Source organism: Sphingomonas hominis (assembly GCF_013328205.1).
Classification (GTDB): domain Bacteria; phylum Pseudomonadota; class Alphaproteobacteria; order Sphingomonadales; family Sphingomonadaceae; genus Sphingomonas; species Sphingomonas hominis.
Map to the genome: position 1 here is coordinate 719,829 of NZ_JABULH010000001.1, position 20,497 is coordinate 740,325.

At 67.5% G+C, this 20,497-nt stretch carries 22 protein-coding genes, 1 tRNA gene and 1 pseudogene; 12 read left to right on the top strand and 12 right to left on the bottom strand.

Features of this window, described 5'->3' with window-relative positions; translation table 11 throughout:
• Window positions 1-139: 139 nt before the first annotated feature.
• The 3 genes from HRV97_RS03650 to HRV97_RS03660 are packed head-to-tail and all read left to right on the top strand — an operon-like array spanning window position 140 to window position 1,609.
• On the top strand, window positions 140-865 hold the full coding sequence (locus tag HRV97_RS03650) for a ComF family protein (protein WP_174192296.1): 726 nt from the start codon (window positions 140-142) through the stop codon (window positions 863-865).
• A gap of 32 nt (window positions 866-897) precedes the next feature.
• A complete protein-coding gene (gene grxC, locus HRV97_RS03655) occupies window positions 898-1,155 on the top strand; it encodes a glutaredoxin 3 (RefSeq protein ID WP_174192297.1) in 258 nt (85 codons plus the stop codon).
• Window positions 1,156-1,177: 22 nt separating this feature from the next.
• Complete coding sequence (locus tag HRV97_RS03660; protein ID WP_174192298.1) at window positions 1,178-1,609, top strand: DUF1178 family protein; 432 nt, start codon at window positions 1,178-1,180, stop codon at window positions 1,607-1,609.
• A gap of 2 nt (window positions 1,610-1,611) precedes the next feature.
• Here HRV97_RS03660 and HRV97_RS03665 read toward each other — a convergent pair.
• Window positions 1,612-1,688: transfer RNA gene (locus HRV97_RS03665), tRNA-Arg, on the bottom strand.
• Between the two features lie 59 nt (window positions 1,689-1,747).
• Here HRV97_RS03665 and HRV97_RS03670 point away from each other — a divergent pair.
• Window positions 1,748-2,507, top strand: a pseudogene (locus HRV97_RS03670) (queuosine precursor transporter).
• Window positions 2,508-2,803: 296 nt separating this feature from the next.
• On the opposite strand, the gene purQ reads toward HRV97_RS03670, so the two are convergent.
• From purQ to HRV97_RS03700, 6 genes are all read right to left on the bottom strand, one after another.
• On the bottom strand, window positions 2,804-3,469 hold the full coding sequence (gene purQ, locus HRV97_RS03675; protein WP_174192299.1) for a phosphoribosylformylglycinamidine synthase subunit PurQ: 666 nt from the start codon (window positions 3,467-3,469) through the stop codon (window positions 2,804-2,806).
• Window positions 3,466-3,696 (bottom strand): phosphoribosylformylglycinamidine synthase subunit PurS, encoded by a 231-nt coding sequence (gene purS / locus HRV97_RS03680; protein WP_174192300.1) that lies wholly within the window; start codon window positions 3,694-3,696, stop codon window positions 3,466-3,468. Before purS ends, purQ begins: the two co-directional genes overlap by 4 nt.
• Before the next feature lie 80 nt (window positions 3,697-3,776).
• Window positions 3,777-5,177 carry a surface lipoprotein assembly modifier gene (locus HRV97_RS03685; RefSeq protein ID WP_174192301.1) on the bottom strand — a complete coding sequence of 467 codons (1,401 nt, stop codon included), beginning with the start codon at window positions 5,175-5,177 and terminating at the stop codon, window positions 3,777-3,779.
• A gap of 21 nt (window positions 5,178-5,198) precedes the next feature.
• Window positions 5,199-6,386 (bottom strand): hypothetical protein, encoded by a 1,188-nt coding sequence (locus tag HRV97_RS03690; RefSeq protein WP_174192302.1) that lies wholly within the window; start codon window positions 6,384-6,386, stop codon window positions 5,199-5,201.
• Between the two features lie 73 nt (window positions 6,387-6,459).
• Complete coding sequence (gene purC / locus HRV97_RS03695) at window positions 6,460-7,239, bottom strand: phosphoribosylaminoimidazolesuccinocarboxamide synthase (RefSeq protein ID WP_174192303.1); 780 nt, start codon at window positions 7,237-7,239, stop codon at window positions 6,460-6,462.
• 135 nt (window positions 7,240-7,374) lie between these two features.
• A complete protein-coding gene (locus HRV97_RS03700; RefSeq protein ID WP_246248496.1) occupies window positions 7,375-8,331 on the bottom strand; it encodes an alpha/beta hydrolase in 957 nt (318 codons plus the stop codon).
• Window positions 8,332-8,450: 119 nt separating this feature from the next.
• Here HRV97_RS03700 and parC point away from each other — a divergent pair, with 119 nt between their 5' ends.
• Together parC and HRV97_RS03710 are read left to right on the top strand one after the other, a co-directional pair.
• A complete protein-coding gene (gene parC, locus HRV97_RS03705; RefSeq protein ID WP_174192304.1) occupies window positions 8,451-10,709 on the top strand; it encodes a DNA topoisomerase IV subunit A in 2,259 nt (752 codons plus the stop codon).
• Window positions 10,710-10,879: 170 nt separating this feature from the next.
• Window positions 10,880-12,451 carry a putative bifunctional diguanylate cyclase/phosphodiesterase gene (locus tag HRV97_RS03710; protein ID WP_174192701.1) on the top strand — a complete coding sequence of 524 codons (1,572 nt, stop codon included), beginning with the start codon at window positions 10,880-10,882 and terminating at the stop codon, window positions 12,449-12,451.
• On the opposite strand, the gene HRV97_RS03715 is transcribed toward HRV97_RS03710, so the two are convergent.
• The 4 genes from HRV97_RS03715 to HRV97_RS03730 are packed head-to-tail and all read right to left on the bottom strand — an operon-like array spanning window position 12,448 to window position 15,382.
• Window positions 12,448-13,647 (bottom strand): CCA tRNA nucleotidyltransferase, encoded by a 1,200-nt coding sequence (locus tag HRV97_RS03715; protein ID WP_174192305.1) that lies wholly within the window; start codon window positions 13,645-13,647, stop codon window positions 12,448-12,450. The genes HRV97_RS03710 and HRV97_RS03715 overlap by 4 nt on opposite strands.
• Window positions 13,635-14,243, bottom strand: coding sequence for a CoA pyrophosphatase (locus HRV97_RS03720; RefSeq protein WP_425505720.1), 609 nt, complete (start codon window positions 14,241-14,243; stop codon window positions 13,635-13,637). The genes HRV97_RS03715 and HRV97_RS03720 overlap by 13 nt, the downstream gene beginning before the upstream one ends.
• Entirely contained in the window at window positions 14,240-14,809 is a 570-nt protein-coding gene (locus HRV97_RS03725; RefSeq protein ID WP_174192306.1) for a DUF1285 domain-containing protein, read from the bottom strand. Before HRV97_RS03725 ends, HRV97_RS03720 begins: the two co-directional genes overlap by 4 nt.
• A gap of 51 nt (window positions 14,810-14,860) precedes the next feature.
• Window positions 14,861-15,382, bottom strand: a complete 522-nt coding sequence (locus tag HRV97_RS03730) for a GNAT family N-acetyltransferase (protein ID WP_174192307.1) — start codon at window positions 15,380-15,382, stop codon at window positions 14,861-14,863.
• A 169-nt stretch (window positions 15,383-15,551) separates the two neighbouring features.
• On the opposite strand from HRV97_RS03730, the gene HRV97_RS03735 reads away from it, so the two are divergent.
• Entirely contained in the window at window positions 15,552-15,923 is a 372-nt protein-coding gene (locus HRV97_RS03735; RefSeq protein WP_174192705.1) for a dihydroneopterin aldolase, read from the top strand.
• On the opposite strand, the gene HRV97_RS03740 is transcribed toward HRV97_RS03735, so the two are convergent.
• Window positions 15,898-16,743 (bottom strand): hypothetical protein, encoded by an 846-nt coding sequence (locus HRV97_RS03740; protein WP_246248497.1) that lies wholly within the window; start codon window positions 16,741-16,743, stop codon window positions 15,898-15,900. The genes HRV97_RS03735 and HRV97_RS03740 overlap by 26 nt on opposite strands.
• Before the next feature lie 271 nt (window positions 16,744-17,014).
• Here HRV97_RS03740 and HRV97_RS03745 point away from each other — a divergent pair, with 271 nt between their 5' ends.
• From HRV97_RS03745 to HRV97_RS03765, 5 genes are all read left to right on the top strand, one after another.
• The gene (locus HRV97_RS03745) at window positions 17,015-17,695 is read left to right on the top strand and encodes an energy transducer TonB (protein WP_174192308.1); all 681 of its coding nucleotides are present in this window, start codon (window positions 17,015-17,017) and stop codon (window positions 17,693-17,695) included.
• Window positions 17,696-17,742: 47 nt separating this feature from the next.
• Entirely contained in the window at window positions 17,743-18,531 is a 789-nt protein-coding gene (locus HRV97_RS03750; RefSeq protein ID WP_174192309.1) for a MotA/TolQ/ExbB proton channel family protein, read from the top strand.
• 92 nt (window positions 18,532-18,623) lie between these two features.
• Window positions 18,624-19,094: an ExbD/TolR family protein gene (locus tag HRV97_RS03755; RefSeq protein WP_174192310.1), complete on the top strand. Its 471-nt coding sequence runs from the start codon at window positions 18,624-18,626 to the stop codon at window positions 19,092-19,094.
• Window positions 19,095-19,118: 24 nt separating this feature from the next.
• Window positions 19,119-19,547: an ExbD/TolR family protein gene (locus tag HRV97_RS03760; RefSeq protein ID WP_174192311.1), complete on the top strand. Its 429-nt coding sequence runs from the start codon at window positions 19,119-19,121 to the stop codon at window positions 19,545-19,547.
• Window positions 19,548-20,021: 474 nt separating this feature from the next.
• Window positions 20,022-20,363, top strand: coding sequence for a tetratricopeptide repeat protein (locus HRV97_RS03765; RefSeq protein ID WP_174192312.1), 342 nt, complete (start codon window positions 20,022-20,024; stop codon window positions 20,361-20,363).
• Window positions 20,364-20,497 lie beyond the last annotated feature (134 nt).

The window sequence follows — 20,497 nt, forward strand, 5'->3', positions numbered from 1 at the left end:
AGTCGTGAGCGGGCCAGCGGTGCGCCGCGCGGTCGCGGCGTCGGCGACGGGCGGATCGGTCGAAGATTTCAGGCGGCGGCGTCACGTCACGCTTGTGGCGACGGGGGCGTGGCGCGACAAGGGGCAGGGGGGCGATCAAATGCGCGTGGCGGGTGATGTGCTGGCGTTGGTGCGCGATCTGGCGCTGCCGCCGCGCTGCGCCGGATGCGGCGAGATCGTCGGCGCGGCGCATCGTTTCTGCGCGGGGTGCTGGTCGAGCCTGCGCTTCGTGGGACCGCCATGGTGCGCCGAATGCAACACGCCCTTCACGCACGATCGCGGCACGGAAACCCGCTGTGCGCCATGCCTCGCCGATCCGCCGAAGCACGCGGGCGTGCGCGCCGCGGTCGCATATGGCGATGTCGCGCGCACGCTCGCCTTGCGGCTGAAATATGCCGGACGCACCGCTTATGCGGAGACTGCCGCGCGGTTGATGCTGCGCCACATGCCCGAGAACGCCTCGCTGCTCGTGCCCGTCCCGCTGCATCGCTGGCGATTGTGGCGGCGTGGGTACAATCAGGCGGCGTTGATCGCCGACTGCCTGTCGGCCTTGAGCGGCGTGCCGTGCGACCGCACAACGTTGGAGCGGCATCGCGCGACGCCGCCGCTGCGCGGCCATTCGGCGCACGCGCGACGCGCGGCGGTTCGCGCGGCCTTTCGCGTGAGCGGCGGAGCGGTTGCGGGCCACCATGTCGTGCTGATTGACGACGTCTACACCAGCGGCGCCACGACCGACGCGTGCACCGCGGTCCTGCTGCGCGCGGGCGCTGCCAGCGTCACCATTCTCGCGTGGACGCGCGTGCTGGAAGGTGAGGCGGCGGATTGACAAGCCGCGCCCGCGACCACAACTCGTAAGCTATGGCAAAGGTTGAAATCTACACCAAGGCGTTCTGCCCTTATTGCTCGCGCGCGATGCGGTTGCTCGCCGACAGGGGCGTCGAGCCGACCGAGTTCGACATCACCATGGACCGCGCCAAGCGCGAGGAGATGATCGGTCGTGCCAACGGGCGCACCACCGTGCCGCAGATCTTCATCGACGGGCAGCACGTCGGCGGATCGGACGACCTTGCCGCGCTGGAGCGTGCGGGCAAGCTCGACCCGTTGCTGTCGGCTTAGACGAGCGGGTAAGCGCAGGCGGATGATCGTCTTCGACCTACGGTGCGCGGGCGATCACGTGTTCGAGGCGTGGTTCAGCTCCAGCAGCGCGTACGAGTCGCAACGGGAACGCGGGCTGATCGTCTGCCCGATCTGCGGCGGCAGCGAGATCGAGAAGGCGGTCATGGCGCCGCGCGTCGGTGCCAAGGGCAACAGCTTGCCCGCAGCTCCTGCAAAGCCCGACATCAAGGCGTTGATCCACGCGGTGGCGAGCGCCCAAGCCGCTGCGCTCAAGGACTCGCGCTGGGTCGGCGGCAATTTCGCCAGCGAGGCGCGCGCGATTCACCTCGGCGAGAAGCCGGAGACGCTGATCCACGGTCAGGCAACGCGTGCGGAAGCAGAGGCGCTCGCCGAGGAAGGCGTGCCGATCGCGCCGTTGCTGGTGCCAATCGTTCCGCCTGAATCGCTTAACTGATCTGGCGCGCCCGGCTGGATTCGAACCAGCGGCCCCAAGCTTAGAAGGCTCGTGCTCTATCCAACTGAGCTACGGGCGCGCGTGTTGCTCGATTAGCGCGGATTGCCGAGCGTGCAAACCGCCGCGTATGGAACGGGCATGAGCGGCACCGGCGAGCATCGCGACGATCACTCGATCCCCGTCGTAGAGGGCAGTGCGTCGAGCGCCCGCGGCGCGCGCTTCTACGACCTGGTGATGGCGGCCTTTGTCGCGATCCTGCTGCTGTCCAACGTGCTGGGGGCGGGCAAGGTCGCGGTAGTGACGTTGCCGCTTCTCGGCGAATGGCCGTTCGGAGCGGGGATCCTGTTCTTCCCTGTCAGCTACGTCATCGGCGACGTGTGACCGAGGTGTACGGCTACGCGCGGGCGCGGCGCGTGATCTGGGTCGGGTTCGCCGCGACCGTGTTCATGGCGTTCATGGCCTGGGTCGTCGTAACCCTGCCGCCCGCGCCCGATTGGACCAACCAGGCGGCGTATGAGACGGTGTTCGGGCAGGTACCGCGGATCGTCTCGCCAGCATGTGCGCGTTCTGGGCGGGCGAGTTCGTCAACGCCTACGTCCTCGCGCGGATGAAGGTGTGGAGCGGCGGGCGGCACCTGTGGATGCGGACGATCGGGTCGACCGTGGTCGGGCAGGGCGTCGACAGCCTGATCTTCTACCCGCTCGCATTTCTGGGTGCTGCGGGGTGGACGGGCGAGCTGGTGGTCACCGTGCTGTTTACGCAATGGGCGCTGAAAGTCGGGTGGGAGGTGCTGCTGACGCCGGTCACCTACGCGGTGATCGGCGCGCTGAAACGCGCGGAGGGCGTCGACGTGTTCGACCGTGAGACAAACTTCTCCCCATTCGCCGCGCGCCGGTGACCCGGAAGGTCATTCGAAGGTCACGCCAACGCGCGGGTTCGACGCGGAAGGTCACGCTAAGGTCACACCAACGCGTGCGTTCGGCGCGAAGGTGATGAAATCACGCCAGCGCTCAGGACCGACGTGGAAGGTCACACGAAGGTCACGCCAACACGCATCGTCGTAGCGGGGCCGATGGCCAATTGTGTTAGTGGTGAGAAAGAGCGCGGCCGGGACGATAAGGTGCCGCGCGATTGTAGGACAGACCGGACGATGAGGAACCAGGCGCGCGATCGAAGCCCGGCGCCCAAGCCCGCTCAGCCGACGCGGTCGAGCAGTCCCTCGAACAGGCGGCGACCGTCGGTGCCGCCGTGCGCCGGCTCGATCCGGCGTTCGGGATGCGGCATCATGCCGAGCACGTTGCCGCTGGCGTTGACCAGTCCCGCGATGTCGCGCGCGCTGCCGTTGACCGGCTCGGCGTAGCGGAACGCCACCTGACCCTCGCCCTCCAATCGGTCGAGCGTTTCGGGATCGGCGACGTAATTGCCGTCGTGGTGCGCGACGGGCACACGCACCGTCTCGCCCGCCGAGAAGCCGCCGGTAAAGGCCGACTTGGACTCGCCGACGGTCAGCGCGACGTCGCGGCAAACGAAGTCGAGCCCGGCGTTGCGCATCAGCGCGCCGGGCAGCAACCCCGCCTCGGTCAGCACCTGGAACCCGTTGCAGATGCCGAGCACCGGCAGACCCTTGCCCGCGCGCTCGACCACGTCGCGCATGATCGGCGAGCGCGCGGCGATCGCGCCCGAGCGGAGGTAGTCGCCGTAGGAGAAGCCGCCGGGTACCGCGACTAGCGATACGTCGTCGGGCAGCGCGGTGTCGCGGTGCCACACCATCGTCGGACGGGTGCCCGTCACCTGTTCCAGCGCGACGGCGATGTCGCGGTCGCAGTTGGAGCCGGGGAAGACGACAACCGCCGTCTTCATGCGCGCTCGATCCGGTAGTTCTCGATCACCGTGTTGGCGAGCAGCTTGCGGCACATCGCGTCGACGTCGGCGTCGCTGGTGCCTTCGTCCACCTCCAGCTCGATCAGCTTGCCGACGCGCGCGCCGTGGACGCCTGCGAAGCCGAGGCCGGAGAGCGCGTGCTCGATCGCCTTGCCCTGCGGATCGAGGACACCGGGTTTGAGCGTGACGTGAATGGTGAGCTTCATGCCCGGCGCCTATGCCGCGCTGCCTCGCGCGGGGCAAGGTTTTCGGCCAAGGATTTCGGGCGCGCTCAGCCGCCCGGCGCTCAGAAATAACGCGCGAGCTGGAACGAGAAGCGACTGCGCTTGGTGCGGTAGAGGTCGAGCGACGAGAGGATGCCGGTTGCCGCCCAGGATACCTGCGGCGAGAAGCCGAGCACGCGCAGCTTGCGGTTGCCGAGCGACACTTGCGAGGCAACGCGCCAGTCGCGGCGCGGCGTCGCAGAGAAGATCGGGATCGCGTCGTCGAACCAGGCGCGGCTGACGCTGCCGCCGAAGCCGATGTTGAACCCGCGCGGCAGTTCGCCCGCGACGTTCGCGCCGACCCCGACCTCGGTGTTGGAATAAGCGCCGGCATTCAGCCAGTCGCGTCGTACGAACCCTTGCGCGGCGGCGACGAAGGTGCGGCGGAAGCTCGTCTCGTACGACAGGTACACGCCGCCCTGCCAACCGTCAAAGGCGCGGTCGAACTCGGTATCGGTGCGGCGGATGTCGACCTGCACGCCCAGCCGCCGTCCGGCGTCGAGCGTGCGCTGCGCGCCGCCGCGCAGGCCGATCTGGCGGCTGGCGACGCGTCCGCCATACCAGCGCTGCGCGCCGATCGCCTGGAGCGACAGGCTCGCCTCGTTCGATACCTGCGCCTCGGCACCCGCGGCGGCTTGCACGAGATAGTCGTCGAAGCGTGAGCCCGAGTGATTTAGCCCGCTGCCATCGAGGTTGCCAAGGAAGAACAGGTCGCCGCCGATCGGCAGGCGCGCCGCGGCGGACGCGACCGCGGTCTGCCCGGTGCCCGAGCGGCGGCGCGCGCCGGCGTCGAGTTCGAGCGGCAGCGTGTAATCGCCGAGGTTGACGTTGACCGTCCGCGCGCTGGTCGCGTTGTTGATGTTGGTGTCGGGCGCGATGCCGAGCGTCACGTCGGCGCGGAATGCGCGGGTCGAGCGGATCACGTCGCGTGCGCCGCGCACCAGCCGCGCCAAATCGGGGTCGAGCTCGCGGCTCTGCTGTGCGAGGCGCAACTGGCGGTCGGCCGCCGCGCTCTGCCCCATTGCGATCATCGTGCGCCCGAGTTCGAGCCGCACGCGCGTTTGGTTCGGATCGTCGGCGAGGATGTCCTTGTACGCGCGCGCCGCGGCGGCGAGGTCGCCTTCCTGCGCCGCCATATAGCCGGTCAGGAAGCGCGTCTGTAGCGCGAAGCCGGGCGCCAGCCGCAGCGCGGCGAGCAGCGCGCGTGCCTCGGGATATTTGCCGGCCTCGACCAGCCGCTCGGCCGAGGCGAGCAATTGAGGCGCGGTGAGCCTGATCTGGCAAGGATTGGCACCGCACTGCGCCGCGGCGGAGGTCGGCGCAGGCGCGGCGACGGGGCTCGGTTCCGCAGCGTCCGGCGCTGCCGCGAGCGCCGGTGCCGGCGACGCGAACAGCAGCATCGTCGCCAGCAATCGGCGCAGCATGTCGCCCAACCTCCGCCGTGCTTACTTCTTGGCGCCGGTGAAGGCGCCCTGTATGTCGACGCGCTGATCGGGCACGCCGCCGACGATGCGGAAATTGCCGCCGACGTTGACCGCATTGGGGCCGAAGAACGTGCCGTCGATCGAGCTCGCACCCGAGGTGCTCGACCCGGCGCTGATCGGGCTGAAGTCGATTGCCTTGCCGCCAAGCGTCGCGTTGGTGAACGCGCCGGCGAAGCCGCCGGTGCGCAGCAGGTCGATCTGCGCGCTGCCGCTCGCCTGGAACCGCGTGCCCGCCGGCGTCAGCAGCGCGGCATTGTCGATCAACTGCCCGTTTTGGAACGTCGGCCCGACGGTGCCGTCGAAGCTGAGCGCGACGGTGGACTTGCCGAAATCGACCGACACGTTGCTCGCACCCGTGATCCACTGCATGTAGGCAGGCTGCGGATTGCGGCTGTCGCGCGAGGTGTCGAGCACCGCGGAGGCGATGAAGCCGCCGGTGTAGGTGCCACTGCCGCTGATCGGAATTTGCGTTTGCGGGGTCAGCGAGCCGAATACCAGCGCGCCGTGCTTGCGCGCGATAAGCCCGGTGTCGTTATACTCCTGCCGGGTGAATCCGGCCAGCGTGACGTAGGTGGTTGCATCGGGGCGCTGGTAGAAAAAGGTCGAGCGCTGCGTCTTGTCGCTGGCTTCCAGATAGTTGAAGCCGGGGAGGTTAGGCACCTCCAGCGTCGGGCGGCTCTCGGGATTGAAGTCGCTGCGGTGCGCGGGGTCCTGGAAGCGGACGCTGTTCTCGACGCCGGCCTTGCTGTCGTTGAACGTCACGGTGAAGATGCCGTCCCGCGGGCTGTAGTTGATCGTGCCCGACGAAGTGCGCGTCGTGCTGGCGTTGCCCTGGTAGGAGATCGGCCGCTTGTCGACGCCGGCAACCTCGGGATCGTAGCCGAAGGTGTGAAGCGCTCCAACCGCACTGAAGTTCGTCTCGGTGTTCACCGCCAGGAAGGTGGCAGAGGCGGCAGGGGCGGTGCCGCTCGCGGTGCCGACCGCCGCACCGGTGCCACCCGAGGCGGTGCCGCCCGCACCGGTGTTGCCCGATCCTGTGCCCGTGGTGGGCGCAGGCGGTGCGATGCTGCCGACCGTTTCCGGCCCGGCTCCGCCGCATGCGGCCAGCGCCAGCAGTGGCAGTGCCAGCGCGCTTCGATGAAAACGCATAAGAAAACCCCCTCGTCGAACCCGTGTCGGCGAGGGGGTTAGCCGCTCAGTGGTTAATTCGCGGTCAACGCAGTCACTTGCCGCGCTTCTTGCGGTGGGTTTCCATGTCGAGCACCGCATTCTCGCTGCCTTCGGGCAGGAGCCCCAGCCGGCGCGCGACCTCCTGATACGCCTCGACCTCGCCGCCGAGATCGCGGCGGAAGCGGTCCTTGTCGAGCTTCTCGTCGCTGTCCATGTCCCACAGGCGGCAGCAATCCGGGCTGATCTCATCCGCCAGGATGATCCGGCTGTAATCGTTGTCCCAGATGCGGCCGAACTCGAGCTTGAAGTCGACCAGGCGGATGCCGACTCCTGCGAACAGCCCGCACAGGAAATCGTTCACGCGGATCGCCAGGTCGGCGATGTCGTGCATCTCTTCCTGGCTCGCCCAGCCGAACGCCGCGATATGCTCGTCGGTGATCATCGGGTCGCCGAGCTCGTCCGACTTGTAGGCATATTCGATGATCGTGCGCGGGAGTTGCACGCCTTCCTCGATCCCGAGCCGCTTCGACAGCGAGCCGGCGGCGACGTTGCGGACCATCACCTCGACGGGCACGATCTCAACTTGGCGAATGAGTTGTTCGCGCATGTTCAGACGGCGTATGAAGTGCGTCGGCACGCCGATATGACCGAGCAGCGTGAAAATGTGCTCGCTGATGCGATTGTTGAGCACGCCCTTGCCGTTGATCGTGCCCTTCTTCTGCGCGTTGAAGGCGGTGGCGTCGTCCTTAAAATATTGGATCAGCGTGCCGGGTTCGGGACCCTCGTACAGGATCTTGGCCTTGCCCTCGTAGATCTGCCGCCTGCGCGCCATGGATCGCCCTTTCGCCAAAACGATGACGCCCCGGCTAGCGCGGACGGGCCGCGCGGCCGGGGCGATGATGCGGCGGCCTATACGGGAAAGCCGCGCGGGGGAAAAGGGGCGTGCTGCACTGCGGCGCGGCGGCGCTCAGCGCGCGATGTCGAGCTGCCGATCGGGGACGCCGAGTTGTTCGAGCAGCAGCCGCTTGGCGGTGCGCCACGCCGCCGTCTCGGGCGCGACCAGCTCGACATGGCCGGTGTTCGGCACCGTAGTGAGCGTCGCGCGGTCGCCCGCCGTGGTGGCGCGCGCGACATAGTCGGTCGCCATGCGGTAAGGAATGATGCGATCCTCGCGCCCGTTCACCAGCGATTGCGGCACGCCGAGCGGCAGCAGGCGAGGCACCGACGTATCGGCGTACGGGTCGCGGCGACCGGTGCCGACCAGCTTCGCGACCACCTCGGTACCGCAGCCGTTGTCAGGGCTGGCCGCCGTCGCCTCTAGGTCGGGCAGGCCGCCCAGGCTGACGACGTGCGCGATGTTGAGCGGTTTCGCGCCGTGCAGCGGGCTGCTCGCGGGAAGACGCGACCGGGCAGCGAGCCATAGCGCCAGATGGCCGCCGGCGGAATGTCCCACCGCGACGACGTGCTTCGTGTCCAGATTGTATTCGCGTGCCGATACAAGCAGTTGGTCGGCAGCGTTCGCAGCATCCATGAACGTGCCGGGATAGCCGCCGCCCGCCCGGTCGACCCCGCGATAGTCGATGTTCCACACCGCCACGCCCGATCGGCGCAGGTCGTCGGCGACCCAGTTCATCAGCGTACGATCGGCGATCTTGGTTTGCCAGCAGCCACCGTGCACCATGACGACCACCGGATGCGGCCCAGCCCCGCGGGGCAGCCACACGTCGACCTTCTGCATGGAATCCTCGCCGTAGCTAACGGTCGCGTCTGGCGCGGGGCGCGGGCGCTTGGTCAGATCGGGCCAGGTGAGCGGCACGAACGTCGCAGTCGGTTCAGACATGGCGAGTGGGCCCTTGGCGACGGAGGCGGTGGTGAGCGCGGCGGCGATCATGGCGGCGGCGCCGAGGACACGAAGCGGGTTCATGCCGCCTGCTGTGCCACGTGGCAGGCTGGCCGTCATCGCCCTTTGGCACGCCACGTTCAGCGCATGCGCGACACGGCCTCTTAACGTGAGACACCGAGGCTGGTAGGTGTGCGGCAACGATGCCCACCAAGATCACCGACCTTCCCGACAACCCGCCCGTGGGCGTGCTCGATGCGCCGTTCGATAGCGCACTGTCGCAGCGATATCTCGTATACGCGCTATCGACGATCACTGCGCGGTCGCTGCCCGACGTGCGCGACGGGTTGAAGCCCGTTCACCGCCGATTGTTGTGGGCGATGAGGCTGTTGCGGCTCGATCCTGCGGCCGGGTACAAGAAGTGCGCGCGCGTGGTCGGCGACGTGATCGGCAAGTATCACCCGCACGGCGACCAGTCGGTCTACGACGCAATGGTGCGGCTCGCGCAGGATTTCGCGCTGCGTTATCCGCTGGTCGACGGGCAGGGCAATTTCGGCAACATCGACGGCGATAATGCCGCGGCCTATCGCTACACCGAGGCGCGGCTGACGCAGGTCGCGATCGACCTGATGGATGGGCTCGACGAGGACGCGGTCGAGTTTCGCCCGACCTACAACGGCGAGGAGCAGGAGCCCGAGCTGTTCCCGGGTGCCTTCCCTAATCTCCTGGCGAATGGCGCGGCCGGCATCGCGGTCGGCATGGCGACGAGCATCCCGCCGCATAACGCCGCCGAGCTGCTCGACGCCGCGGTCATGCTGGTCGACCGGCCGGACGCGAGCGACGCCGATGTGCTGGCGCTGGTGAAGGGGCCGGACTTCCCGACCGGCGGGCTGGTCGTCGATCCGCAGGCGGCGATCACCGAGGCCTATGTCACTGGACGCGGCGCGTTCCGCGTTCGTGCAAAATGGAAGAAAGAAACGGAGAAGGGCGGCGGCTGGCAGGTCGTCGTCTCGCAGATCCCGTACGGCGTACAGAAAGGCAAGCTGATCGAACAGATCGCGAGTCTGATCAACGACAAGAAGCTGCCGATTCTCGCCGACGTGCGCGACGAGAGCGATGCCGAGGTGCGGCTGGTGCTGGAGCCGCGCAGCCGCACGGTCGATGCGCAGACGCTGATGGACGGGCTGTTTCGCCTGTCCGACCTGGAAACGCGTATTCCGCTTAACTTGAACGTGCTCGACAAGGAGCGCACGCCAAGGGTCATGAGCCTGCGCGAGGCGTTGGCGGCCTGGGTCGAGCATCAGTTCGTCGTGCTGATCCGCCGTACCGAGCATCGGTTGGGCAAGATCGCCGACCGGCTTGAGCTGGTCGGTGGCTATATCGTCGCCTTCCTCAACCTCGATCGCGTGATCGAGATCATCCGCACCGAGGACGAGCCCAAGGCGGTGATGATCGCCGAGTTCCAGCTGACCGATCGGCAGGCGGAGGCGATCCTCAACATGCGGCTGCGATCCTTGCGCCGGCTGGAGGAGATGGAGCTCAAGCGCGAGCAGGCCGCGCTGGAGAAGGAGCAGGCGGACCTCACGCTGCTGCTGGGCAGCGAGGCGCGGCAGCGGACGCGGTTGAAGCGCGACTTCGGGCGTGTCCGGGCGCGCTACGGCCCCGACACGCCGCTGGGCGCGCGTCGCACGGGGATCGAGGAAGCCGCGCCGACGCGCGACATTCCACTGGAAGCGATGATCGAGCGCGAGCCGATCACGGTGATCCTGTCCGAGCGCGGCTGGATCCGCGCGATGAAGGGCCACGTCGACCTGTCCGCGCCCGAGACGCTGAAGTTCAAGGAAGGCGACGGCCCCGCCTTCGCGTTCCACGCGCAAACCACCGACAAATTGCTGCTCGCCGCCGCCAACGGTCGCTTCTACACGCTCGCCGCCGACAAGCTGCCGGGCGGGCGCGGCTTCGGTGAGCCGGTGCGCGCGACGATCGACCTCGATGGCAGCGTCGGGATCGTCGCGTTCCTGCCGCTGCGCGGGGCCGAGCGGTTGCTGCTGGCGGCGAGCGACGGGCGCGGCTTCATCGTGGCGGGCGCCGACACGATCGCCGAGACGCGCAAGGGCAAGAACGTCATGTCGCCGCGAACGGGCGCGAAGCTGGTGATCGTCCGCCCCGTTTCGAGCGAGGACGATTACGTCGCGGTGATCGGCGACAATCGCAAGCTGCTGGTGTTCCCGATCGCCGAACTGCCGGCGCTCGCGCGGGGGCAGGGCGTTCAGTTGCAACGCTACCGTGAGGGCGGGCTGGCCGACGCCAAGACGTTCGTGTTTGCACAAGGGCTGAGCTGGACGATGCGCGGTGAGACCCGCCGCACGCGGACCGAGGTCGACCTCAATGCGTGGCGCACCGCGCGCGGTGCCGCTGGACGGATGCCGCCCAATGGCTTTCCGCGCGACAATCGTTTCTGATCGATTGCTGGCCGCGCTAACAAGGGTAAGTCGGCCTTAATCCTTGTTGGCTATCGTTGTCAGCGATGGTCACCAGCCTGTCCCCCGTTGCACGCACCGTCGCGCGCGCCGCTCCCTACGTCCTGCCGCCCGGAATCGCCGCGGCGCAAGGCGGGCTCGAGTTGGTGCCGATGCCGTTGTTGATGGCGGCGCTCGACGGCGACGAGGTCGTGCACGAGGCGATCAATCGCGCGTTCGTGCGCGCGCAGATCGGTGCGCGCACCAGCCTCGATCCGATCATTCGCGCATTCCTGCTGAGCGGCAGCGCCACCGCGGAGCACGACTGGCAGTCGGGCGGCGAGGTCGAGCGGCGGTATTTCCGCGTCTATCTGTCGCGGATCACGCTGCGCGAGGAGCCGGTGTGCGTCGTCGCCTTGGTCGATCAGACCGCCGAGGTGCGCATCCAGGAAACGCTGCGCCGCGAGATGGCGATCGATTCGCTGACCGGATTGCCGAATCGCGGCGGCTTCACCGACGCGCTGGAAGGGACGATCACCAGCGGCACGTCGCGCTGGGCGGTGCTGATGGTCGATCTGGAGCGGTTCAGCCGGATCAATGCGTGCCTGGGCAGCATGGCGGGCGATGAATTGCTGATCACGGTTGCGCGCCGGATCAAGGGCGCGCTGCGCGCGCGCGACACGCTGGCGCGTACCGGAGGCGATGAGTTCGGCATCCTGCTCGCGATCGACGAGCGCGACGACGAGGCGCAGCACGTCGCCAAAAGGTTGCAGGCTGCACTGTCGACGCCGTTCCGGCTGAGCGAATATGAGATCCGCGTCACCTGCGCGATCGGCATCGCCTTCGGCGACCCGAGCGTCACGTACCCCGAGGACGTGATCCGTCACGCACAGGTGGCGATGAAGAAGTCCAAGGCGAGCAAGAAGGCCGAAGCCTATCAGACGCGCGCACTCGATTCGGCGCGCGCCGAGTTCGCGATGGAAACCGCGCTGCGCCGCGCGATCGAGAATGGCGACCTGACGCTGCGCTACCAACCGATCTGCAATCTCGCGAGCGGGAAGGTGGAGAGTTTCGAGGCGCTGGCGCGCTGGACCGACGAGCACGGGGTGCAGCACCAGCCGACCGAGTTCATCCGGGTGGCTGAGGAATCGGGCTTGATCGTGCCGCTCGGCCGCTGGGCGATCGATGCCGCGCTGGCGACGTTCGCGGGCTGGGACCGGCGCGGCGACGCCAGCCACGCGATCCGCGTCGGCGTCAACGTGTCGCCGATCCAGCTTCAGCGCGACTCGATGCCCGACGTGGTTGAGCATGCGCTGGCCGCCTCGGGCATGTCGGGCGAGCGGTTGAAGCTGGAATTGACCGAGAGCGCGCTGATCGCGGAGCCGGCGCGGATGGCGCGGATGCTGACCGCGCTGAAATCGTTCGGGCTGACGATCGCGATGGACGATTTCGGCACCGGCTTCTCCAACCTCGCGTCGTTGCAGAAGTTGCCGATCGACGTGCTCAAGATCGATCGCAGCTTCATCACCGGCATGTTGGGCGACCGCGACAAGATCGCGATCGTGCGCGCGATCCTGAGCCTGTCGCAGGCACTCAACATGTCGACGGTCGCCGAGGGGATCGAGATGCACGAGGTCGCGCAGACGCTGGCGGGGCTGGGTTGCACGGCGGGGCAGGGTTACGCCTTCGCGCAGCCGCTGGATGCGGAGGACGCCTACCGCTTTCTGCTGACGCGCAACCGTTAGGTCGCGTGCGTCAGCGCGGCGGCGACCTCCTGGTCGGCGATCGCGGCGGTGCGCGGCGCATCGGGAAAGGCTTCCGCGATCCAGCGAGACTCGATCCGCTTGAGGGTTTGCGCGACGAGCGGCCCCTTGCTCAGCCCGCGCGCGACAAGATCGCCGCCGCAGATCGGCAGCCGCGGCGCTACCCATTCGTCCAACGCCGATACGTCCGCGCCGGCGAGCAGCAACCGGTCGAGCGCAATGTCGATGCCGCAGCGATAGGCGAGACCGCGCGCGCCCTCGTCGCCCGCGCCGGCGGTCGCGAGGACCAACCGCTTGCGATCGGCGTTGCTCAGCTTCAACCGTGCGCCGACGCTTTCCGCGGCATCGTTCGGTAGCAGCGCCGCGAGTCGGCGGATCGCGTCGGGCGCGACGCCGGCATCGTGCTCGCGTGCGGCCAGGGTGCGCAGCCGTTCCACGCCGCTGGCATCGACCTCGGGCACGATCGGGCGGAAGATGCCTTCCGCCTCCATCAACGCGACCACTTCGACCGCCGAGCGCGCAACCAGCAACTTGGTCAGTTCAGCCGCGACGCGCTCGCGGCTGAGCGCCATCAGGTCGTTGGCGCGCGCGACGCAGGCGGCGAGCCCGTCGGCGTCGACGACGTCACCGAAGCGCGCGTGGAAGCGGAAGAAGCGCAGGATACGCAGGTGATCCTCCGCGATACGGCTGTACGGATCGCCGATGAAGCGAACGCGCCCGGCGGACAGGTCGGCGAGGCCGTCGAACCAGTCGTACACTCGTCCGCTCGACGGATCGGCGTAGAGCGCGTTGATCGTGAAGTCGCGGCGCGCCGCATCCTCGCGCCAGTTGTCGGTGTAAGCGACCACCGCGTGCCGGCCGTCGGTCGACACGTCGCGGCGCAGCGTCGTCACCTCCACGACAGCACCCGACGACACCGCGGTGACGGTGCCGTGCGCGATGCCGGTCGGCACGGCCTTGATGCCGGCCGCCTCCAGCCGCCGCACGACCTCGTCGGGCGCGTGGACGGTGGCGAGGTCGATGTCGTGCGCGTCGAGCCCGAGCAACGTGTCGCGCACTGCGCCGCCAACGAAGCGCGCCTCACCATGGTCGGCGCCGAGCACCTCCGCCAATCGCGTCAGTCCTGCGCGGTGGCGCCACGCCGCGTCGGGCAGCGTCGCCGCGGTCACGCCGTCCATCGCAGCCGCCGCGACAGGTTGACGATCATACCCGCCGTCGCGCCCCAAATCCGCCGATCCTCCCACGTCATCTCCCAATAGGTTCGCTCCGCGCCCTGCCAGTCGATCGTGCGTTCGCGGTGGCTGGCGGGATCGAGCAGGAAGTCCAACGGCACTTCGAACACGCTGGCCACTTCGCCCTCGTTCGGGTGGAGCGGGAGGTCGGGCGGCACCACCCCGACGATCGGCGTGATCGTGTAACCGGTGCCGGTGCGATAGCGGTCGGTGGGCCCGATCACCTCAACCGAGGACATCGGTAGCGCGACCTCTTCCTCCGCTTCGCGCAGCGCGGCAGTGATTGCGTCCTCGCCGGGGTCGATCCGCCCGCCGGGAAAGGCGACTTGACCGGCATGCTTGCGGAGCGTCTCGACCCGCTGCGTCAGGATCACGCCGGGCCGTGCGCGATCGGTGATCGGGATCAGCACCGCGGCGGCGGTCAGTGTCTCGTGCGCGGGCAGGTCGTCGCGGTCGCCGACGAGGATCGCGACCTCGTGCGGGGATACCAATGCCGTCGCCAGCCGCTCGGCGAGCGAGGGCAGATCGGGTGCGTCGCTCACTTGCCCGCGGGGGTCAGCGGAAAGAAGGTGCCGCCGCTCCACACGCCGGGCACGTCGCCCTCGGTCGCCAGCGCCAGTTCGGCCAGATCATAATAGATCGCGCGCGCGATCAGCGCTTCCAGCCCGCCGCGCACGTGGAGATACGGGTGCGGCCCGTCGTCATGCTCCTCGAAACGCAGCGGGTGATCGGCCGATGCGGTGACGAGGTCGCCGGTGTTGAGGCGAAAGGCAAGCGATTGCGCCTCGCCCGCGCCCTCCACCTTCATCTCGACCGCGACGAAGGGCGCATCCTCGACCTGGATGTCGAGCTTCTCAACCGGCGTCACCAGCACGTAGCCACCCTGTGCCTCGCGCCGCAGGATGCGACTGAACGCGCGCACCATCGCCGGCCGGCCTATCGGCGATCCCTGGTGGAACCACGTGCCGTCGCGCGCGATCCGCATGTCGCTGTCGCCGCAATGCGGCGGGTTCCAGCGCTCGACCGGCGGCAGACGGTCGCTGTCGGCCAGTCGCGCGATATCGGCGACGGTCAGCGTATCGAAATCGGGTAAAGGCGCCATCGGCATGTCATGCGAAGTAGGGACGGGTGACCCGCGGGTAAAGGCGCGGCGTTCACCTCACTCGTCGGCGGTGACACGCGGGCCGATCGCCCCGGCGCCCGCCGGAACATGACGCCCGCGCGCGAGCAGGCGGCGGTGCTCGAACGGGCCGGGCAGGCGCCAGTTGGCGGTACGCTCGGCCGAGAAGCCGAAGAAGCGGCCGTAATATTCGGGATCGCCGATCAGCATCAGCGCGTCGCCGTCCTCGGCCGCCGCCAGCGCCGCCTGCATCAGTAGCCGACCGACCCCGTTCTGCTGCCGCTCGGGCGCGACGGCGACCGGGCCGACCAGCACCAGCGGCACGCGTGCGCGCCCGTTGCCGTCGCCCTCATCATCACCGGTGAACCAGACTGGCCAACATTGGATCGTGCCGAGCAGCTCACCGCCGTCCAGTGCCGCAAAGCTGAATGCCGCGATCGCCTGCGTGCCCGCACGCAGCAGATAGGCCGTGCGGCCGTACCGGTCGCGGCCGAACGCGCGGTCGAGCAATTGCTCCACCGCGTCCGCGTCCACCTGTCCGATCGGCACCAACTGCGTCACTCAGCTTCCTCTGCTTCGAGCACTCATGCGAGCCTCGCCATCGCCGACACCGCCGGGCGCCGCGCCCTTAGCGGAGGCGCGTGTGAACGCAAGCGATGCGTGGAGCGTCACGCACGAAGGCGGACACCGCGGCTGGCGCGGGTCCGCACCGCACGCTAACGGCGCGGGGATGGACGATACACTCGAACTGGAAGTTCACGACCTCGAAGTGCCGGTGCTGACCGGCATCTATTCCGAAGAAACGCTGCTGCCGCAGCCGCTGCGCATCTCGCTCACCGTGCTGCTCGACGCGCCGGCGCATTTCGCGCCCGACACGCCGCTGTCGGCGTCGAAGAACTACCTCGACCTGAAGTTCGCCGCGACTACCGCGCTGGAGAACCAGGGGCATTTCACGCTGATCGAGGCGGTCGCGGACCATATCTGCGAGACGCTGTTCCTGCAGGATACGCGCGTTCAGCGGGTCAAGATCAAGATCGTCAAGCTCGCCATCGCCGAGGCGGTCGAGGCGATCGGCATCACGCTGGTCCGTCACCGGCGCTGAGCGGGGCTCCGGCGCCGGGCAGGCCGGCGCGACAACCACCGAGCTGCGTCATGACGAAGGCGTAATCCTCGCGCGCGTGCGCCGCTTCTTCTTCGCTGAGCGCGGCAGCGGCATTTGCGGGCAGCGCCGCGGGCAGGAAACAGGCCAGGCGATACCATAACAAGGTGTCGCGCGTGGGTGCGGTGGCATTCTCATCGATCACTTCGCTCAGCGCGACCGACCAGCGCGGCTGCTCGCCGGGCCGGCGCAGCACCGACAGCGCGGCGGGGCGATTGTCCTGCGTGGTCAGGAAGATCTGCGTTTCGCCTTCGCCGGGCAGGCTGCCGGGCACGAAGAAGGCGCTCTTGACACCTGTCACCACTGGCGGCGCGTCGGCGCCTGCGGCTTCGGTCGCGATGCGGCGGGTCAGCGCGTCGGTCGCAGGCGACCAGGGGCGTTGCGCGTCGCGCGCGACGAGTTGGATCTGTTCGGGCCGTCCTGCCACCGGACGCGCGAACGCGAGCACGCGTTGTTTCTTGAGCGACGGCGCACGCCCACGCGCGTCGAGCGGCACGTCGACCAGCCAGCCGACGCGCGCCGGGATCGCACCGGTGCCGCGCACCAGGGTCACCACATCGCCCTCGACGTAGAAGCGCGCCGCATTGGCGGCGACGCCTGCCGCCTCGGCGCCCTTGATCCGTAAGGCCGAGCGGATGGTGGCGTCGATGATCAGCGGGCTGGCGACCACCAGGTCGGCCAGGTCGGCGTAACCGATGCCGGGATCTACGACTCCGACAGCGTTGACAGGCGCGGTCTGCGCACCGACGGGTGAAGCGCCCATTTGAGTCAGAGGCACGGCGATCAGGGCGGCGGCGAAGCGGACAAACATGGCTCATCAATACGCTGACACAGGTGAACGAAACAGAAATTATTCTGTCATCACGCGCTTGTACGTTTGTTGCGCCCGACAAAGCGTTTGCGTCGCTTCCAGTGCCGCGATAGAACCGATGACGCTACGGCTACTCCCGCAAGGGGGGTCGTGGATTGTTTTCGACGGTCGGGTTTGTCCGACCGCCCAACAGGGCCGCAGGATGAGGGAGTTTCGTTGCTGAATGGCCTATTCTGACCAGAAGATGAGCGGGAGCAAGATCACCGCCTTGGTGATTGTGGCATTGGTCCACCTTGCTCTCGGCTACGCCTTCGTGACCGGCCTCGCGACCAACTTCGTGAAGAAGCAGGTTGAGAAGCTGAACACGTTCGACGTGGAAGAGCCGCCGCCCCCGCCGCCGGACGAACCGCCGCCCCCGCCGCCCGACATTCCGATGTCGCCGCCGCCGGTCGTGTCGCCGCCGCCGATCGTGCGCAACCCGAACCCGCCGCCCGTCGTGATCGCGACAACGCCCAATCCGCCGCCGGTATACATCCCGACGCCGGTTGTTGCGCCGCCCGCTCCGCCGGCACCGGCGCCAGCTCCTGCGCCTGCACCGCCCGCGGTCAGCAAGGCTGCAGGTCTGAAGGGCAATCCGGGCCAGTATTTCGGCGCCGACAATTATCCTCCCTCGGCCATTCGCGCCGAAGAGGAAGGTCGTGTGGTCGCGAAGCTGACGGTGGGCACTGATGGTCGTGTGACGGATTGCGTTGTCACGACGTCGAGCAACTCGTCGGCGCTTGATCAGGCCACCTGCCGGATCGCCAAAAGCCGCGTGCGTTTCTCGCCCGCGATCGATGCCGCCGGCAACCCGACTGCCTCCAGCTACACGCTGCCGGTCCGCTGGGTCCTGCCGCGCGACTGATTGCCAAACGACACACGAGCCAAGCTATTTAAAGGGAATACAACCGCATGATCACCACCATTCTGGCCGCGGGTGGAACCGTGGCCGCCGAGAACCAGTTCGGTCTTCAACAGGCGCTTGAAGAAGGCGGCATCATCTCGCAGTCGGTCTTCACCATCCTGGTGCTGATGTCGGTTGTGTCGTTCTACATCCTGTTCTCGAAGCTGTTCGAGCAGCAGAAGATCATCAACCAGGCCAAGCGCATGCGCGCAGGTTTCTGGTCGTCGAACTCGCTGCGCGAGGGCTCGGCCAAGCTGGACAAGAACTCGGCCTACAAGCAGCTCGTCGACGACGGCCTGGCCGCGCAGGACCAGCACGCGCAGCTGACCGATCCGGTCGAAGCGCACGATTGGCTCCACGGCTCGCTCGCGCGCTCGGAAGCCGCGATCAACTCGAAGCTGGGCGGCGGTCTCGCCTTCCTCGCAACTGTTGGCGCGACCGCGCCGTTCATCGGCCTGTTCGGCACCGTGGTCGGCATCTACCGCGCGCTGATCAAGATCGGCGCGTCGGGCGATCCGTCGATCGACAAGGTCGCCGGCCCCGTCGGTGAGGCGCTCATCATGACCGCACTCGGCCTGGTCGTCGCGGTTCCGGCCGTGCTCGCCTACAACTGGCTGCAGCGCCGCAACAAGTCGATCGCGGAGGACCTGTCGGCCTTCTCGAACGACGTGCTCGGCTTCCTCGCCTCGAACGGCAAGGTTCGTCCGTCGATCGGTAGCCCGGCCAAGGCGCCGGTGAAGCCGGCCGGCGCGACCGCCACCGCCGGTCAGGCGGGTGGCGTGCAGACCCGCGCGTAAGAAAGATGGAGGGATCGCGTCGGAAGCGGCGCGATCCCGCCACTTGACCCAGCGGACGTTCCCGTTGGACGAAGAATAGGAAAGCCTGGCTTATGGCGATGAGTGTTGGTGGCGACGCCACCGAGAAACCTCTATCGGACATCAACACCACGCCACTGGTTGACGTGATGCTGGTGCTCCTCATCATCTTCCTGATCGCGGTTCCGGTCGCGATCCAGACGGTCAAGGTGAAGCTGCCTGACGTCCGATTCGATCCCACCGCCACCAAGCCCGAGAACGTGTCACTCTCGATCACCTCGGACGCATCGGGCGCGTGCAAGGTTTATTGGGGCGTCACCCCCGTCACGCAGAAGGAATTGCTCGACCGGGCAGTTGCCAAGCTGAAGACGGAGATCGATCGTCAGGGCGGCCCGAACGCCGCTGGCCTCGAACTGCCCGAAGCGCACGTTCGCGGCGACGTCGACACGCCGTGGCACTGCATCGGCGGCGCCATCTTCAACATGCAGCAGGCGGGCTTCGCGCGCGTCGGCTTCATCTCGCAACCCGGCGTCGGCGGCGCCTGACACCCAGCCAGAGGAGTAGCTGTTATGGCAATGAGTGCGGGGAGCGACGACGGCGAACCCATGATGGAGATGAACACGACGCCGTTGATCGACGTCATGCTCGTGCTGCTCATCATGTTCATCATCACCCTTCCGATCCCCACCCATGCGGTGAAGGTCGACTTGCCGGTTAACGACCCGAACGCGGTCAAGCCGCCGGTCGACCCGATCAAGAACAAGATCGCGATCGACGCGGCAGGACTGGTCACGTGGAACGGCGCGCCGGTCGACGAGACGACGCTGCGCCAGTATCTCGATACGTCGGCGAACATCAAGCCGGAGCCCGAGCTGCAGTTCCAGCCGGACCGCAATTCGCGCTACGAAGTCGTCGACAAGACGCTCGCCACGATCAAACGGTCGGCGGTGACCAAGCTTGGCTTCGTCGGCAACGAGCAATATTACAAGGACTTCTGATCGCGCGCATAGCGCCATCGGTTGAACACGGTAGGGCGGGTACTCCGATACGGAGTACCTGCCCTTCGTTGTTTTGGCAGGTACGGTTCACGGCAGTTAGTTCGTACGGGCGGACTTGCTGACGTAGGCTCGCCCGGGTCGCTCAATATCGCGAGCAGACGTGATCCGGATACCACTTCGCTTCGGATTACTGCCCGCGAAACCACTGGTGATCGCCCTCGTTGCTTCGGGCTCACATGGCTCCCCCATGAGGTGCCTCACAGCGATAAGCTGTGTTTAACTGTCGGCTCGCTACTGCACACGGTGTGGGCGTGGGTTTATTCTCCTCCAAGCCCAGCTGTGTGCGTAGTCGGCCTAAGCCAGGCTACGCGTTAGCTACTCGTGCCGACCTTGTTTCCTCGACGCTTTGTACTTGCTCGCGTGTAGCAAAAGTGACATCACAGTGTCACAAAAGTGAAACGAGAGGAGAAGGTCATGCGTATTTGCTCATTGCTCGTCGTCGCGGGTCTGCTTGCGACTCCGGCGTTGGCCAAGGATCGTTCCGGCTACACCGCGATCGCCGCCGGCAATCTGTCCCAGGCCGAAGCGACGCTGTCGGCCGAGCGCGCAATCTATCCGCGGCGCCCCGAGGTGTTGCTGAACCTCGCGGCGGTCTATGCCCGCACCAACCGTAATTCGCAGGCACGCGCGCTGTATGACGACGTGCTCGCGGCACAGCCGGTCGCGCTTGAACTGGCGGACGGCGGCACGATGTCGTCGCACGACGTGGCGCAGCGCGGCCTCTCGCGGCTGGGCGAGACACTGGCGGCGCGTTGATCTGATCGGATGGGTGGCGCGTGTTTTAAGTCACGCGTCGCTCGGGGTTGCGGCGATGGGGCTTGGCTGAGATCGTGGCCGGCGAGTTTGACTAAGGTCGAATGATTGTCGTCACGAGCGGTGCGACTGCCTCG